13 protein-coding genes, 1 tRNA gene, 1 rRNA gene and 1 pseudogene are annotated in these 15,827 nt (G+C 62.9%); 12 read left to right on the top strand and 4 right to left on the bottom strand.

Annotated elements, in window-relative coordinates; all coding sequences use genetic code 11:
- From rrf to IB267_RS08145, 3 genes are all read left to right on the top strand, one after another.
- Positions 1–108: ribosomal RNA gene (rrf, locus tag IB267_RS08155) — 5S ribosomal RNA — on the top strand; the annotation flags it as partial.
- A 214-nt stretch (positions 109–322) separates the two neighbouring features.
- A tRNA-Met gene (locus tag IB267_RS08150) sits at positions 323–399 on the top strand.
- Between the two features lie 535 nt (positions 400–934).
- Positions 935–1,654: a hypothetical protein gene (locus tag IB267_RS08145; RefSeq protein ID WP_192447130.1), complete on the top strand. Its 720-nt coding sequence runs from the start codon at positions 935–937 to the stop codon at positions 1,652–1,654.
- 298 nt (positions 1,655–1,952) lie between these two features.
- Here the strand turns inward: IB267_RS08145 and IB267_RS08140 are convergent, their stop codons facing one another.
- The gene (locus IB267_RS08140; protein WP_246810563.1) at positions 1,953–2,438 is read right to left on the bottom strand and encodes a TetR/AcrR family transcriptional regulator; all 486 of its coding nucleotides are present in this window, start codon (positions 2,436–2,438) and stop codon (positions 1,953–1,955) included.
- Positions 2,439–2,493: 55 nt separating this feature from the next.
- Between IB267_RS08140 and IB267_RS08135 the strand changes: the two are divergent.
- Both IB267_RS08135 and IB267_RS08130 read left to right on the top strand, forming a co-directional pair.
- Positions 2,494–2,703 (top strand): annotated as a pseudogene (locus IB267_RS08135) (SDR family oxidoreductase); the annotation flags it as partial.
- A gap of 241 nt (positions 2,704–2,944) precedes the next feature.
- Positions 2,945–3,874, top strand: coding sequence for an aldo/keto reductase family oxidoreductase (locus IB267_RS08130; protein WP_192447129.1), 930 nt, complete (start codon positions 2,945–2,947; stop codon positions 3,872–3,874).
- 78 nt (positions 3,875–3,952) lie between these two features.
- Here the strand turns inward: IB267_RS08130 and IB267_RS08125 are convergent, their stop codons facing one another.
- Positions 3,953–6,514: an FAD-dependent oxidoreductase gene (locus IB267_RS08125; protein WP_192447128.1), complete on the bottom strand. Its 2,562-nt coding sequence runs from the start codon at positions 6,512–6,514 to the stop codon at positions 3,953–3,955.
- 358 nt (positions 6,515–6,872) lie between these two features.
- Between IB267_RS08125 and IB267_RS08120 the strand changes: the two genes are divergently transcribed.
- From IB267_RS08120 to IB267_RS08090, 7 genes are all read left to right on the top strand, one after another.
- Positions 6,873–8,084, top strand: a complete 1,212-nt coding sequence (locus tag IB267_RS08120) for an ROK family transcriptional regulator (protein ID WP_192447127.1) — start codon at positions 6,873–6,875, stop codon at positions 8,082–8,084.
- On the top strand, positions 8,084–9,343 hold the full coding sequence (locus IB267_RS08115) for a M20 family metallopeptidase (protein ID WP_192447126.1): 1,260 nt from the start codon (positions 8,084–8,086) through the stop codon (positions 9,341–9,343). Before IB267_RS08120 ends, IB267_RS08115 begins: the two co-directional genes overlap by 1 nt.
- Positions 9,344–9,369: 26 nt before the next feature.
- Entirely contained in the window at positions 9,370–10,431 is a 1,062-nt protein-coding gene (locus tag IB267_RS08110; RefSeq protein ID WP_192447125.1) for a substrate-binding domain-containing protein, read from the top strand.
- 75 nt (positions 10,432–10,506) lie between these two features.
- The gene (locus IB267_RS08105; RefSeq protein ID WP_192447124.1) at positions 10,507–11,571 is read left to right on the top strand and encodes a substrate-binding domain-containing protein; all 1,065 of its coding nucleotides are present in this window, start codon (positions 10,507–10,509) and stop codon (positions 11,569–11,571) included.
- 130 nt (positions 11,572–11,701) lie between these two features.
- Positions 11,702–12,679 (top strand): ABC transporter permease, encoded by a 978-nt coding sequence (locus tag IB267_RS08100; protein WP_192447123.1) that lies wholly within the window; start codon positions 11,702–11,704, stop codon positions 12,677–12,679.
- 11 nt (positions 12,680–12,690) lie between these two features.
- Positions 12,691–13,890, top strand: coding sequence for an alanine racemase (locus IB267_RS08095; protein WP_192447122.1), 1,200 nt, complete (start codon positions 12,691–12,693; stop codon positions 13,888–13,890).
- Between the two features lie 11 nt (positions 13,891–13,901).
- Positions 13,902–14,660 (top strand): ATP-binding cassette domain-containing protein, encoded by a 759-nt coding sequence (locus IB267_RS08090; RefSeq protein ID WP_104668541.1) that lies wholly within the window; start codon positions 13,902–13,904, stop codon positions 14,658–14,660.
- A 51-nt stretch (positions 14,661–14,711) separates the two neighbouring features.
- Here the strand turns inward: IB267_RS08090 and IB267_RS08085 are convergent, their stop codons facing one another.
- Together IB267_RS08085 and IB267_RS08080 are read right to left on the bottom strand one after the other, a co-directional pair.
- A complete protein-coding gene (locus tag IB267_RS08085) occupies positions 14,712–15,086 on the bottom strand; it encodes a cytochrome C oxidase subunit IV family protein (protein ID WP_192447121.1) in 375 nt (124 codons plus the stop codon).
- 9 nt (positions 15,087–15,095) lie between these two features.
- Positions 15,096–15,818 carry a heme-copper oxidase subunit III family protein gene (locus IB267_RS08080; protein WP_043611232.1) on the bottom strand — a complete coding sequence of 241 codons (723 nt, stop codon included), beginning with the start codon at positions 15,816–15,818 and terminating at the stop codon, positions 15,096–15,098.
- Positions 15,819–15,827 lie beyond the last annotated feature (9 nt).

Below are 15,827 nucleotides of genomic sequence, written 5' to 3'. Positions count from 1 at the left end.
GTTCTGGCGGGGTGGCTGCACCCGTTCCCATTCCGAACACGGCCGTGAAACGCCCCAGCGCCGATGGTACTTCGTCTTAAGACGCGGGAGAGTAGGTCGCTGCCAGGTCTGCAAAACGCAAGATAAATCCGGAGATCTTCTCGACACACTCTTCGGCCCTGCCGAAACACAAGGGCCGCCAACAAGCGGCCTTTTTGCGTAAGTAAGATCAGACAAACCAACGGGATTTTGCGCACGCAAAACCCGGACCGGTTAAACGGGATTTTGCCTTCGGCAAAACCCGCAATGAGCGGATAAATCCCAAAGGGATTTACCGCGATGGCGCGGGGTGGAGCAGCCCGGTAGCTCGTCAGGCTCATAACCTGAAGGCCGCAGGTTCAAATCCTGCCCCCGCAACCAAATCACACAAAAGCCCGCAAGGAGAAATCCGGCGGGCTTTCGACGTTTAAAGGCACAGCGGCAAAGACCCAGACAGGCCATGGCAGGCGCAAGCCGAAGGCGCAAGCTTGAAGGGGAGGGCGCCGTAATACGGTGTGGGCGCTTTCGCCGAGGATGACAGCGCGCAAGCAGAGAGAGCAGGCGCGAGGCCTGAACTCCCCTCGCAACCGATCTATCACGCCCCTGACGCCGACACATAACGACCCGACGCGTAACACCTAGGCTTGGCTCGCTCACCGGAGGAGGGGCAGCGCCTTTGTCGCAGTGTTCGGCGCGGGCCTCGTTCAAGGCGCTCAAATCGGAGCGCATTGTCCGGTTCGCTTCGGAGAGTGGGCGAGGCAGCTGCGTGGTCTGCCTCGATGATTTGCGTTACCCGTCTATTAAGGTATGCAATCGATAGTTGCTTTCATCCTTGATTCCCGCGATAGCATGAGGCTGTGCGCACCCATTTGGCAGGCCGGTGCAGGAGCACGGCCTTCGCCGCGGAGATCCACCCGTGACCACCATATCGCCAACGAGCAATGTTGCCTTGGAAATCCTCAGGCGGACAGCCACCGAGGCCGAGGAGAAAACTGGTTCTGCCGACAGCGCGAACAGCATCCTCAAGGCCGCGAACGGCGTTTCAGCGGAGCCTGGCCGAGCAACGACGCAGGCGCAGGGTGCAATCAACAACAGCATGCTGGAGCTGAAGGCGAGGGCCGACGCTTTTGTCGGGAAGGCCCTAGAATTGGTGAACTCCGACCGTTTCCGGTCCAGCGATCCCAATGTGAAGGCAACGTTGAAGGCGATTCTCAACGAGCAGGGCGAGGCTTTTGCAGGCCGGGTCGAAGCGGAGCTGCTCAACAATCCAGGCCTCTTGCATGAGGAGGCCATCGCCATGGCGCTGACGGCGACCGTGCGCAGCAATCGCAGCCGGTTTGCGGAATCCGAAATCGTGCTTGGCTACGATTTGAAGATCGGACCGGATCAGTTGCACCACGTCGCCGATGCCAACGGCCACAGCACCGGTCAGTTCCTGGCGGATGCGCGGGAAGAAGCGCGGATCGGTCTCGACATCGCGCAAAAGGCGCGCGCCAATGCGAAGGGTGATGCGGCGCTGGCGGAGGCCTTGAAAGCGGAGGAGGAGGCCGAGCGGATTTACCAGCGAACGCAACAGTCGGCGAATGAATGGGACGGCTATTGGACGAAGAAATTCGGCTGGCGGGAGCCCCAGTGACGGCGCGATAAAACATCGCCTCTGCATCGGATGAGGCGCGATTGGCGGGCCTTGGGGCGAACCTCCCTATGCCCGACCCCGGGGAAAGCGCCTTGACGGTTTGTTTTCGGGCGCCTTACGCCCCCCTCATCAACGATGCCTGTGTCTCGCCGGACTATCGTTCCGGCGGAGTGACCAGCGATCGAATTCCACACGTTAGAGGATCTGCCAAGCACTTTGTCGCCTGCGCTCTAATCCCTAAACTAGCCGCGTAGCGTGATTGCAAACCGCGGCGCATTTTCCGCGGCATGGTTCAGATCTAAGCGCCGGTCTCTCCTTCGAAGAGATCCTGGCTTGCCAGTTCCCCGTGATCGCGGCCGGAAAGCCATGCGCGCGTCTCATCGAGGATTTCCGTCGACAGGTCGGGGTCGTCGGTCATGCGCGCCAGGATAAGCGCGCCGATCATGGCTGCAGAACTGCCGATCGCCGCGCGGCGCTTCTCATGCTCATCCGTCCCCGGCGCGACCTTGCCGAACCGAGCGAACTGGCGCTTCAAGGCGCCTGTCATCTCCGACCGTGCAGCCCCCGGTTGGCGGCTCACCTCCGATGCGAGAGCTGCAAGCGGGCAGCCGCGGCCAAAATCGTCCCGATGCTCTGGCGTGAGGTAACGTCGGGCGACGGATGCGAGATCCACCGTCAGCGGCTCGGTTTCTCCCTGCAGCCCGGCCAATGTCTGCGCGATCAGATCCTCTTTCGACTTGAAGTAGCCGTAGAAGCCGCCATGGGTGAGGCCCGCCGCCTTCATGACATCGGTAACGGTGACGGCCTCAAAGCCGCGCTCCCGAAACAGCTGTCCGGCCGCCGGCGTCGATGTCGACACGCTTTCAGGCGTGATGGAGGTCGGCGATCTCGTCGATGCGGCGCTGATCGGCTACGATCGGCGCGAACTGGTGACCATCCCGCCGCTTCCCGATGCCGATCAGTGGAAGACGTTCGATAGCGCACGGCAGGCAATGCTGCCCAATTTTGCACAGTCGCTGCCGGCCGAGCGCTATCGCTCCGCGGCCTGACCGGTCCAGGTAGGGGCGGGCGTTCGACGTCCGCTCGGAACCCCGAGCCTGCTGGGACGTCCGATGCCTGTAGTTTTTTCGTTTGGGCGCAGCGGTCGCATCGTCTCTATGGTTTGTCCCAAAGGCGTTTGCCAAGCGCCCTTGGGCTGCTTAGAGATTGAGGATCAAAAATTTCGCAAGGCCGACCACTCCGTCCCTGTGCGAAAATCCTCCCTCGAAACGATGTTGATGGTGCGAGCCGATGAAAAGATTCAATCTGGGACCAACCGACCTTTCCGTTTCCTCTGCCGTTCTCGGCCTGATGCGGATTGTCGATCTCAGCGATGACGCCATAAACCGGCTCTATGGCAAGGCAAGGGACGTCGGGATCAACGTCTTCGACCATGCCGATATCTATGGTGGCGAGCTGCATGCTTGCGAGCGCCGTTTCGGCGATGCGTTGCGGCTGAAGCCGGCCGAGCGCGAGCAGATCGTCATCCAGAGCAAGTGCGGGATCCGCCGCGGTTATTTCGATTTCTCCAAAGAGCACATCCTGCTGTCGGTCGATCGATCGCTGGCGGCGCTGAAGACCGACTATCTCGACCTTCTCTTGCTGCATCGCCCGGACGCGCTGGTGGAGCCGGAGGAGGTGGCGGAGGCCTTCGACACATTGCAGGCGGCCGGCAAGGTCCGGCATTTCGGCGTCTCCAACCACACGCCGCGGCAGATCGATCTCCTGAAGACCGCAGTCCACCAGCCGCTCGTCGCCAACCAGATCCAGCTCAGCATTGCCCATGCGCCTTCGGTCGCCTTCGGGATCGCCGCCAATATGGCAGGTCTCGAGCAATCGATCGATCGCGATGGCGAAGTGGTCGTCTATTCGCGCATCAACCGCATGACGCTGCAGGCCTGGTCGCCGTTCCAGCAGGGGTTCTTTGGCGGTGTCTTCGTTGGCGACGAAAAGAACTTTCCCGAACTTAACCGGGTGCTCGACGAGCTCGCCGCCAAGTACGGTGTTTCGCCATCGGCCATCGCCTATGCCTGGATCGCCCGCCATCCGGCCAACATTCAGGTGGTGCTTGGAACGACAAGTCCGGAGCGGCTGGCCGATATCGCGCCCGGCGCTGACATCACGCTATCGCGAGAGGACTGGTATCGTCTGTTTACCGCGGCGGGGCATGTGCTGCCCTGACGCAATCCTGATCGCCACGCAAAAGGCCCGCTCGGATCCGAGCGGGCCTTTTGCGTTTTTGTGACTGATGCCGCTCGATCAGCTGCGCGGCTTCAGGTTTTCCGGGTCGTAGAGCGGCTTGTAGCCGATGCCGACGACCTCGACCGGGTAGGTCTCGGCGAAGTATTCGACGTTGAGCTTCCGGCCGACCTGGCAATGGGACCACGGCAGATAGGCAAGCGCGATGTTCTTGCCGATCGTCGGGCCGAAGGCGATCGAGGTGGTGTAGGAACGGCGGCCAAGCTCGTCGATGAGAACCCTGCCGGTTTCCGGATCGATGACCGGCAGCGTGCCTACTGGATAGCGCTTCACGCCGTTCCTGTCGGTGTTCTCTGTCATGACAAGCGTGCAGAGCATGGCCGGCTGGTGCTCGCGCGCCTTGTATTCCAGGTGCTTTGCCTTGCCGCGGAAGTCGACGTCCTTGACCTTCGGACGGGCAAGGTCGGCCTCGATGAGGTTGTACTGGGTCAGCAGATCGGCGTTCTGCAGGCGCAGGCTTTTTTCCATGCGGCGCGAGTTGGCATAGGTTTCGACGCCAAAGGCCATGACGCCGGTTGAGCGCAGCGCATCCCAGACGGCCAGACCGTCCTCGTACTTCATGTGCAGTTCCCAGCCCTGCTCACCGACATAGGAGATGCGGAAGGCGGTCACATGTTTGCCGGCGATCTCGATCGGCTTGATGGCGGCGAAGGCGAAGTTCTCGATGTCGAGGCCTGCCGGATCGGCAACCACCTTCTTCAGGTTCTCGCGGGCATTCGGCCCCCAGATGCCGATGGTGATGAACTTCTCCGACACATCGGTGATGGTGACGTCGAGGCCACGGTCCTCGGCGACACGGCGCATGTACTGGAAGTCGCGCGGGCCGGCGTCGGCGCCGTTCACGAGACGGCCGCGGTCGGCCATGCGGAAGACGGTGAAGTCGGCCCGCACCATGCCCTCGTCATCGAGGAAGTGGGTGTAGATGCCCTTGCCGATATTGGCGTCGCCGCCGATCTTGGCGGCGCAGAGCCATTCCAGCAGCTCCACGTGGTCAGGACCTTCGATGTCGACCATATGGAAGTGCGAGAGGTTGACGATGCCGCAATCCTCGCTCATCGCCAGATGTTCGGCGTTGGAAACACGCCAGAAATGGCGGCTGTCCCATTCGTTTTCGCGCACCGGAACGCGGTCGCCGTATTTTTCGAGCAGATGCTCGTTGGCGGCATAGCCATGGGCGCGCTCCCAGCCGCCGAGTTCCATGAAGTAGCCGCCGAGCTCCTTTTCGCGCTCGTAGAAGGGCGAGCGCTTGACATTGCGGCCGGTGGCATAGGGCTCGCGCGTGTGCACGGCGGGGTAATAGATCTTCTGCGCCGCCTCGAAGCAGCGGCCCTCGATGAACTTCTCTTCGAGCTGGTGCGGATAGAAACGGGAATAGTCGATCGAGGCGTGGTCGATCTCGGTGCGGCCGTCGGTCATCCAGTCGGCGATCAGCTTGCCGTAGCCGGGGCCGTCCTTGACCCAGATGGCGACGCAATACCACAGGCCGCGCACCTTCTGGCTCTCGCCGCAAGAGGGACCGCCGGCGGCCGAAACCTGCAGCAGACCGTTGAAGGAATGGCTCTCGTTGTAGCCGAGCTCGCCGAGAATCGGCGTCAGTTCCATGGCGCGCTCGAGCGGCTCGATGATCTGTTCCATCTCAAGGTCACGCTGCGAGGGCGACAGGCGCGCCTCGTGCTTTTCAAGGATGTTGCGTGGATGGCAGAGGCGGGGATTGGTGGTTTCGTAATAGCCCCACTCGATCTGGCCGCCTTCGGTGGTCTTCGGGTCGCCAGTGTCGCGCATATAGGCAGAGTTGCCCTGGTCGCGCAGAAGCGGGAAGCCGATCTCCTTGCCGGTGCCTTCGAATTCGTTGTACGGGCCGAAGAAGGTGAGCGGGTGGTCGACCGGCATGACCGGCAGGTCCTCGCCGACCATTTCGGCGATCAGGCGGCCCCAGATGCCGGCGCAGACGATGACGTGGTCGGCCATGATCGTGCCGCGATGGGTGACCACACCCTTGATGCGGCCGTTCTCGACGATCAGCGACTTTGCCGGCGTGTTGCCGAAGACCTGCAGCTTGCCGGACTTTTCCGCCGCATCGACCAGCTTGCCGGCAACCGTCTGCGATCGCGGAATGACGAGACCGGCATCCGGATCGAACATGCCGCCCATGACCTGATCTTCCTCGATCAGCGGGAACATTGCCTTGATTTCAGCTGGCGAAACATAGTGGGCGCGGGTGCCGAAGGCCTTGGCGGAGGACAGCTTGCGCTTGATCTCTTCCATCCAGACATCGTCACCGGTGCGGGCCACTTCCAGGCCGCCGATGCGGGCGTAGTGGCCCATCTTCTCGAAGAAATCGATCGAATACTGCGTCGTCCAGACCGAGAGATAATCGTGGCTGGTGGTGTAGCAGAAGTCCGAGGCGTGTGCAGTCGAGCCGATATCGGTCGGCACGCCCGACTTGTCGATGCCGACGATGTCGTCCCAGCCGCGCTCGATCAGGTGATGCGCGATCGAAGCACCGACGATGCCACCCAGCCCGATGATTACGACCTTCGCCTTTTGCGGAAACTCTGCCATTGATTGCGACCCTAGTTGGATTGGATGCCGGATTTTAGGGCCTGATCTGCCCCGACCAGAGCCTGTCTACGACATTCTCATCAAACTGCACGACCAGAGCCGAGCATCTTGCGGATCGCGGAACGAGAGCTGTCGAGACGGTCATGCCACTGATTTCTTGAGAAAAAGCGCCCCTCTGCGCCAATCTGATTTCATCTAGCACATCGCAAATGACGACGCATCCGAATGCGTCATCGCCGTTGCCCTGTTTCTCCGCAGACCGCGCCGTTCGCCATGAAAGATAATCCTATCGGGCAAGATTGACAGCGATGTCTGATCTTAATAAGTTCGGTAACAGAACGAATTAAAAGAGGTCCCCGTGAACGACAGCTTGCGCATCTCCCGGAAGTTCTCCCAGCGCTCCGTCATGGAGGCGATCGTCCAGGGTGGGCCGATTTCGCGTGCGTCGATCTCGAAGCAGACCGGCCTTTCCAAGCAGACCATTTCCGAGATCGTCCGCGGCCTCGAGGAAGAGGGCTGGGTGCAGGAGACGGGGCGCACCAGCGGCCATGTCGGGCGCACCGCCGTCACCTACGAACTGGTGTGCGATGCCGCCTTCATCATCGCCGTCGACCTCGGCGGCACGAAGGTGCGCGTGGCGATCACCGATCTCGCCTGCCAGATTTTTGCCGAAGACACGGCGCCGACCGACCCGCGCGGCGGCCGCTTCGTCGTCGAGCAGATCGCTGCCATGGCCTTTGAGGCGGCCGACCGGCAGCAGATTGCTCGCGAGAAGATCCGGCTCGCCGTGGTCGGTGTTCCCGGTGCGCCCTGCAGCGAGACCGGCCGTGTGCTGCTTGCGCCGAATATCGCCGGCTTCGATACGATGGATGTCGTCGGCGCCTTCGAAGAGGTGTTGGGCTTCGGCGCGATGCTCGAGAACGACGTCAATCTCGCCGTCCTCGGCGAAAACTGGCTGGGGCAGGGGCAGGGGATCGACAACCTCGCCTATGTGGCGCTGGGCACCGGTGTCGGCAGCGGCCTGATGGTCGGCGGCCATCTGGTGCGCGGCGTCAGCAATGCCGCCGGCGAAATGGGTTTCCTGCCGCTCGGCGCCGATCCGTTCGAGGCGGAATCGCTGCGCACCGGCGCGTTCGAGCGCGCCGTTGCCTCGCATGGCATGGCGGAGCGCTACGCAGCACTTTCGGGCAACACGGTCACCGTGCCCACCATCTTTGCCAAGGCGGAAGCCGGCGATGCGGCAGCGCTGGCGGTGCTGGACGACACGGCGCGGTATCTGGCCGCCGGTGTTGCAGCGATCGCTGCCATCGCCAACCCGCAGAAGGTCATTCTCGGCGGCTCGATCGGGCTCCGGCCGGAAATGCTCCAGCGGGTGAAATCCTTCCTGCCGCAGTGCTTCCCTTATCCGGTCAATGTCGAAACGGGTGAACTCGGCGCGCGTGCCGCGATCATCGGGGCGGCGGCGATCGGGCTCGGTCAGTTGCACAATACCCTTTTCGGGGTCGATGCGCCCGATGGCCGGATTTCGCTGCCGCGGGCAAACGTCAACGCGCTTCGGGAGGCGATGTGATGACGATGAATGACGGTCTGGTCGAACGTTTGCGCGCGGTGCTTGACCGCGACGCGGCGATCGATCTTTTTCGTGGCGCGATCGGGCGTGAGAGCATTACTGGCAACGAGGCGAATTTCGTCGCCTTTCTGGCCGAAACGATGCAGCGCCTTGGCCTTGAAGGCTTGAAAACGGCGGAGTTTTTGCCGGGGCGGCCGAACGTCTGGGCGGAGCGCAAGGGTCGTGGCAAGGGGCCACGCCTGCTGTTTATCGGCCATACGGATACCGTGCATGTCGACGGCTGGCGCGAACATTGGGCCGGTACCGAGCGCGAGGATCCCTTCGCCGCACCGATCATCGACGGCGCGGTCTGGGGCCGTGGTTCGGGCGATCTGAAGGCCGGCATCTGCGCGTCGCTGGCGGCGCTCTCGCTGCTCGACAAGGCTGGCGTGGGTCTCGTCGGCGATGTGGCCTTTGCCTTCATCGGCGACGAGGAAAGCGGCCAACCGGGCACCGGCGTGTCGGCCGGCATCAAGGATCTGGTCGGCCGCATAGAAACCGGCGAGATCGCACGGCCGGATTTCGTCGTCTATGTCGAGCCGACCCGGCTGTCCGTCTATCCGGCGCAGATCGGCTTCTTCATCACCGACATCACGATTACAGGAAAGTCCGCCTATTTCGGCGTGCCTGAGCTCGGCAAGGACGCGCTGCGTGCCAGCCATGCGGCGATGTCGGCACTCTGGAAACACTCCGATGAGGTTGCCGCACGGGCCGAGCACAAGCTGATCGGCCGCAGTTTCCTGCTGATCACCGGCCTTGCCGGCGGCGGCTACATCGCCGTGCCCGAGCGCTGCACCCTGTCGCTGATCCGCAAGCTCCTGCCGGGGGAATCGCTGGACACGGCGGCAGCCGAAATTGAGGCTGCGGTGCGCTCGGCGATCACCGATCCGGAAATCACGGTTGAGTTTTCCTATCCGGCCGGTCGCGATCACGCGCTTGGCGGCACGGCGGCTGAAATCGACGAAACGGCCGGCGAAGTCGGTGCGCTGTCGACCGCCATGGCGGAAGCCATGGCCGGACGCGGGGTGATCGAGGGTGCCCCCTTCTGGTCGGAATCGCCGTTCTTCGTCAACCGCTTGGGCGTGCCTGCCGTCTACTGCGCGCCCGGCGACATCCGCAATTGCCATACCTACGAGGAACGGGTCGAGGTGGAGGAATACCTCGCCGGGATCGTCGGATTTGCCGCCTTCATGGCGCGCTACTGCGGCGTCATGGACTGAACTGCCAAACAAGAGGGAGAACGAAAATGATCTTGAAGAAATTGATGGCTGCTGCGCTCGTCAGCGGTTTCGTGCTTGCCGCAAACGCCGCTTCCGCCCAGACGGTCGGTCCGTCCGGCGAGACCGCGACGCCGAGTGCCGATGTCGCCTTGAGCGATGCCGATATCGGCGCGCTCAAGGGCAAGGGCTACAAGGCAGCGCTGCTGTGGCACACTTCGTCCGATTTCACCAATGCCGTTTCGGCCGGTGCCAAGGACGAGTTTGCCCGTGCCGGCGTCGAGATCGCGGTGACGACGGATGCCGGCTTCGACGCCGCCCGCCAGCGTAGCGACATCGAGACCGCGCTCGCCGCCAAGCCGAACGTCATCCTGGCGCTGCCGCTCGATCCGGTCACCTCGGCCGAAGCATTCCGCCAGGCCGTCACCGATGGCAGCAAGCTCGTTTTCCTCTCCAACCTGCCGAGCGGTTACAAGCAGGGCACGGACTATGCCTCGATCGTCACCGACGATCTCTTCCAGATGGGCAAGCAGGCGGCCGATGCGCTGGCCAAGGCGATCGGCGGCAAGGGCAAGGTCGGCTACATCTTCCATGACGCCAGCTACTATGTGACGAACCAGCGCGACCAAGCCTTCAAGTCGACGATCGAGAAGGACTATCCGGATATCAAGATCGTTGCCGAGCAGGGCATCTCCGACCCGGCACGTGCCGAGGAACTGGCAAGCGCGATGCTGCTGCAGAATCCTGATCTCGACGGCATCTACGTGACTTGGGCCGAGCCTGCCGACGGCGTGCTATCCGCCCTGCGCTCGAGCGGCAATACCAAGACCAAGATCGTCACGCTCGATCTTGCCGAACCGGTAGCACTCGACATGGTCAAGGGTGGCAACGTGACGGCGCTCGTCGCCGACAAGGCCTATGAGCTTGGACGCGCCATGGCTGCGACCGGCCTGAAGTCGCTGCTCGGGCAGCAGACGCCGGCCTTCGTCGTTGCTCCGGCGCTGACCGTCACCAAGGAAAACGTCGCGGACGGCTGGAAGCAGTCGCTCAACCGAGATTCGCCGCAGTCGGTGCTCGACGCGGCCAAGTAATCAGGCCGCGAAATAATCCGATGGCCGCCGGGAGAGAGGACGTTTCCGGCGGCACCATCCCAAAGGGAGGCAGAGATGCACAGGGCAGTAAGACATTTCGCGTTGCTGGCGACGGTATTTGCCGCAACATCCGGCTTTGCCGCTGACGGCAAGACCACAGGGCCGCATGGCGAGGCGCCGACGCCCGCGAGCAACCTGACGCTGACGGCGGAGCAGGAACAGCAGATCAAGGACGGCAAGTTTACCGCAGCGCTCGTCTGGCACGAGATGAGCGAATACACCAACGCGGTCAATAGCGGCGCCCAGGACGAGTTCAAGCGCCTCGGCGTCGAGGTGGTCGCACAGACCGATGCCGGCTTTGATGCCGCCCGCCAGAAGGCGGATGTCGAGACGGTGCTTGCCAAGAAGCCCTCGATCATCCTGTCGCTGCCGGTCGATCCGGCAACGGCTGCCGTGGTCTACGATCCGGCGCGCACCGCGGGTGTGAAGCTCGCCTTCGTCGACAATTCGCCGGCCGGTTACGAACACGGCAAGGACTATGTGACGATCGTCTCGGACGACCTGTTCCAGATGGGCAACAAGGCTGCCATCGCCATGGCGGATGCGCTCGGCGGCAAGGGCAAGCTCGGCTACATCTATCACGACGCCGATTTCTACGTGACCAACCAGCGCGACGGCGCCTTCAAGTCGACGATCGAGCAGGACTATCCTGACATGAAGATCGTTGCCGAGGCCGGCATGGCGGATCCCGCCCGCAGCGAGGAAATCGCGCAAGGCATGATCACACAGAACCCGGATCTCGACGGCATCTATGTGACCTGGGCGGAGCCGGCACTGAGCGTGCTGTCGACGTTGCGCGGCGCCGGCAACAGCCACACCAAGATCGTGACGCTCGACCTCAACGAACCGGCAGCACTCGACATGGTCAAGGGCGGGAACATCGCAGCGCTCGTCGCCGACGAAGCCTACAATATCGGCGTCACCGCAGCGCGCGCCGCGGCCGGCTCTCTGGTCGGCCAGAAGGCCGAGCCCTTCCTGGTCGTCGACTCGCTTGCAGTCACCAAGGCGACGGTCGCTGATGGTTGGAAAAAGTCTCTGAACAAGGATGTGCCCGCGACGATCGCGGATGCGATGAAGTGATGAAATGATGCCCGCTGCATGTGGGAAACATGCAGCTTCTCATAGTGCTGCGGCGACCTTTGCGCGTCTGACCGGACGTGCGGCGCCGTAGTGCAGGGGGAGCATTCCCCCTGCCTTCGGAGGAAGAATAATGTCCAGTGCCCATTCCAGCGCGAGCGGCCAGCCGGCAAGCCTCGTCAGCCGTCTCAACCTGCAGCAATACGTCGTCTATCTCGGCTTCCTGGCGATCTTTCTGTTCTTCGCCATCGTCTTGAAGGACAGCGGCTTTCTGACGGTTCGCAACCTGTCGAACATCATGCTGCAGACGGCACCGGTGACGATCATGGCGATCGGCCTCGTCTTCGTCATGTCGGCCGGCGAGATCGATCTGTCGATCGGCTCGACCGTTGCCGTCTCGGCGCTGGCGGCGGCGGTGACGATCAACGAGTACGGCCTGGTGGCCGGCGTCGTCGCCGGTATCGGCGCGGGCGTGCTGATCGGGCTCCTGAACGGCGCACTGGTCGCCTATGTCAAACTGCCGTCGTTCCTGGTGACGCTGGCGACGCTCGGGCTTTTTGCAGGCGTCTCCCGCTCGATGACGAACCTGCGCTCGATCCCGGTAACCGACAGCACCTTTACCGGCTTCTTCGGTTCCGGCTCGTTCCTCGGTGTTCCCTCGTTGATCTGGTGGACGATCGTCACGGTCGTCTGCGGCCACATCATCTACCGCGAAACCCGCTTCGGTGCCCATGTGCTGGCGACCGGCGACAACAGCCGTGCGGCGAGCGTCTCGGGCATCAGCGTGCCGCGCATCCGGCTCGCCGTGCTTGTCATCAGCGGCGGTCTCGCGGGCCTTGCCGGCCTGCTCTACGCCGGCCGGCTTCAGGCGGCCAAGTATACGCTCGGTGAGACCGATCTGATGACGGTGATTGCCGCCGTCATCGTCGGCGGCACGCTGCTTAACGGCGGCAAGGGTACGATCATCGGTGCGCTCGTCGGTTCGCTGATGATGGGTATGCTCAACAATGGCCTGATCCTGATGGGCCTTTCCGTTTCCGACCAGATGATCGTTCGCGGTCTTATCATCCTCGCCGCGGTCGCCGTGTCGCTGCGCGAAAAGTCCCGCTGAAGGAGGATTTCATGTTTCTCGACGTTTTGCGCCGCCGCAACCCGGCATTCATCGAAGCGGCGATGGCCCTGCACCAGCAGGGCAAGATACCGGCCAACGCCTATGTACTCGACCTCGACACGGTCGAGGCCAATGCGGCGATCATGAGCAACGAGGCGCGTCGCCTCGGCCTGAAGATCTTCGCCATGACCAAGCAGGTCGGGCGCTCCAGTTCCTTCTGCGAAGCGGTCAAGCGCGGCGGCATCGACCGCTCGGTCGCCGTCGACATGGCCTGCGCCCGCGCCACCCACAGGGCCGGCCTGAAGGTCGGCCATCTCGGCCACCTGCAGCAGGTCGCGCGCCATGAGGCGGCTGCCGCGGCGAAGACCTTCCGGCCCGATTACTGGACGGTCTTCAACGCCGAGAAGGCTGCGGAAGCGGCAGCCGGCGCACATGCCGCCGGCTATCGACAGGATCTGCTTGCCCGCATCAGGGCGGAAGGCGACACCTTCTACCGCGGTCATGAAGGCGGGTTCGATGCCAGCGACGTTGCTGCGGTTGCCGATCGCCTCGACGGCCTCGCCGGTGGCCGTTTTGCCGGCATCACCACCTTTCCGGCGCTGCTCTTCGATCATGAAAGCCGCAAGGTGAAGCCGACGCACAACCTGGCAACACTCTCGAAAGCGGCCGAGGCGCTGGCCAAGGCCGGGCGCACAGGGATAGAGGTGAATGCGCCGGGCACGACCTCCAGCGTCATGCTGCCGGCCCTTGCCGAAGCGGGTGCGACGCAATGCGAGCCGGGCAACGGCCTGCATGGCACCACGGCGCTGCACGTGATGGAAGACCTGCCGGAGCTGCCGGCGGTGCTCTACCTCACCGAGGTCTCCCATCTCTCGGGCGGCAAGGCCTATTGCTTCGGCGGCGGTTTCTACATCGACCCGATCTTCCCGGATTACGACGTCAAGGCGATCGTATCGACTGAGCCGACTACGGTTGCATCGGCGCTTCGAAGCGTCGAAGTGCCACCGCCCTCGGCGATCGACTATTATGCGATGATCGACGCCAGTGGACCGGCTGCGCCCAAGCCCGGCGATACGGCGGTGTTCGGCTTCCGCGGCCAGGCCTTCGTCACACGCGCCTATGTCGTCGGCGTGTCGGGCATCTCCAAGGGCGCGCCGAAGGTGGAAACGATCGAAAACGGTTTCGGCGAAACCGCAGCCTGGCCGGTATAAGGGGCGACATCATGAACGCGAACGTTAGTGCTGCAGCAGAGCCGGTCCTGAAGCTGAAGGACATCCGCAAGACCTTTGGCGGCGTCACCGCGATCGAGAACTTCTCGCTGGAGGTCCGTCCGGGCGAGATCGTCGCGCTCGTCGGGGACAACGGCGCCGGCAAGTCGACGCTGATCAAGATCATCTCCGGCGTCTACACGCCGACCTCGGGAACGATCACCATCGAGAACCAGACGGTGGCGATGTCGAACGCCACCATGGCGCGCGCCCATGGCATCGAGGTCGTCTACCAGGACCTGGCACTTGCCGACCAGCAGACGGTCTACATGAACATGTTTCTCGGCCGCGAGCCGGTGAACCGTTTCGGCCTGCTCGACCGTCGCCGGATGATTTCCGAGACGGAGACGCTGGTGAAGGAACTGGATGTCCGCATCCCCTCGGCCCATGCGACGATCCGCGACCTCTCGGGCGGGCAGCGCCAGGGCGTCGCCATTGCCCGCGCCACCCATTGGGCGAGCAAGCTTATTCTTCTCGACGAGCCGACGGCGGCGCTTGGCGTTGCCGAAACCGCCAAGGTCGAGGAGATCGTGGAATCGCTGAAAAGCCGCAACATCGGCGTGCTGATCATCAGCCACAGCCTCGATCAGGTCTTCAAGCTGTCGGATCGCATCTGCGTCCTGCGTCGCGGCAAGCAGATCGGCATTCGCGAGACGGCGAAGACCGACAAGAACGAGATCATCGCGATGATCACCGGGCTTCAGCAACACTGAGTCACAAGACAGCCAGCGCCGCCGCCTGCTCGGGCGGCGCCGCTTTCATGCTCACGGCGCCGCGCCGAAGAAGGTGAGGCGGGTGAAGAGTACGTAGTGCGATTCCGACACCATCAACGCCACGAAGACCAGCACCAAAAGTGGTGGCAGCAGGATCGCGTAGATCAGCGCCAGCCGCTCCCAGGCCATGTGCATGAAGATCGCCACGATCAGCCCCGCCTTCAACACCATGAAGATCAGGATCAGCGACCACCTGAGATAGCCCTGCAGCCCGACATAGTCGACGAGGTAGGAAAAGGTGCTGAGCACGAAGAGCAGCAACCAGACGACCAGATAGAGCCCGATCGGGTGCTGCTGGTGCGTTTGGGCGTGGCTTTCCGCCTTTGTTGCCGGTGCCGCGTGGGTGTGAACAGTCGTTTCTGTCATGGCCATGCCTCACCACAGATAGAAGAACGCGAAGATGAAGACCCAGACGAGGTCGACGAAGTGCCAGTAGAGGCCGGTGATCTCGACGATCTCGTAGTGTCCCTTGCGGCTCGTGAAGAAGCCGCGCCGTTCGGTTTCGAAATCGCCACGCCAGACCTTGCGGGCGATGATCAAGAGGAAAATGACGCCGATCGTGACGTGGGTTCCGTGGAACCCGGTGATCATGAAAAAGGTCGAGCCGAATTGGGCGGCCCCCCAAGGGTTGCCCCACGGGCGCACGCCCTCCGTGATCAGCTTCGTCCACTCGAAGGCTTGCATGCCGACGAAGGTGGCGCCGAAAAGGGCGGTCAGTAGCATGAGAAGTGCGGTCTTCTTGCGATCGCGCCGGTAGCCGAAATTGACGGCCATGGCCATTGTGCCGCTCGAGGTGATCAGCACAAAGGTCATGATGGCAATCAGGATCAGCGGCACGTCCGAGCCGCCGATGTGCAGCGCGAAGACCTCGCTCGGATTGGGCCAGGGCACGGCCGTCGACATGCGCGCCGACATGTAGGCGATGAGGAAACAGCCGAAGACGAAGGTGTCGCTCAAGAGGAAGATCCACATCATCGCCTTGCCCCAGGAGACGTTCTTGAACGTCCGCTGGTCCGACGCCCAGTCTGCGGCAAAGCCGGCAAGTCCCGCCGGGCGGTGGAGCGGCTCTCGGACAGGCGAATGTGTCTCGGCGGACATGCCTTGGCT

The organism is Ensifer sp. ENS09, from assembly GCF_014852425.1.
Lineage (GTDB): Bacteria > Pseudomonadota > Alphaproteobacteria > Rhizobiales > Rhizobiaceae > Ensifer.
This window is presented reverse-complemented; position numbering and strand designations above follow the sequence as displayed.

Bases quoted from the DNA above. Each gene is read 5' to 3' on its own strand.
- IB267_RS08080 (WP_043611232.1), bottom strand. From the start codon at position 15,818: ATGTCCGCCGAGACACATTCGCCTGTCCGAGAGCCGCTCCACCGCCCG.
- IB267_RS08095 (WP_192447122.1), top strand. From the start codon at position 12,691: ATGTTTCTCGACGTTTTGCGCCGCCGCAACCCGGCATTCATCGAAGCG.
- IB267_RS08090 (WP_104668541.1), top strand. From the start codon at position 13,902: ATGAACGCGAACGTTAGTGCTGCAGCAGAGCCGGTCCTGAAGCTGAAG.
- IB267_RS08110 (WP_192447125.1), top strand. From the start codon at position 9,370: ATGATCTTGAAGAAATTGATGGCTGCTGCGCTCGTCAGCGGTTTCGTG.
- IB267_RS08100 (WP_192447123.1), top strand. From the start codon at position 11,702: ATGTCCAGTGCCCATTCCAGCGCGAGCGGCCAGCCGGCAAGCCTCGTC.
- IB267_RS08105 (WP_192447124.1), top strand. From the start codon at position 10,507: ATGCACAGGGCAGTAAGACATTTCGCGTTGCTGGCGACGGTATTTGCC.
- IB267_RS08085 (WP_192447121.1), bottom strand. From the start codon at position 15,086: ATGACAGAAACGACTGTTCACACCCACGCGGCACCGGCAACAAAGGCG.
- IB267_RS08140 (WP_246810563.1), bottom strand. From the start codon at position 2,438: ATGAAGGCGGCGGGCCTCACCCATGGCGGCTTCTACGGCTACTTCAAG.
- IB267_RS08115 (WP_192447126.1), top strand. From the start codon at position 8,084: ATGACGATGAATGACGGTCTGGTCGAACGTTTGCGCGCGGTGCTTGAC.
- IB267_RS08130 (WP_192447129.1), top strand. From the start codon at position 2,945: ATGAAAAGATTCAATCTGGGACCAACCGACCTTTCCGTTTCCTCTGCC.
- IB267_RS08125 (WP_192447128.1), bottom strand. From the start codon at position 6,514: ATGGCAGAGTTTCCGCAAAAGGCGAAGGTCGTAATCATCGGGCTGGGT.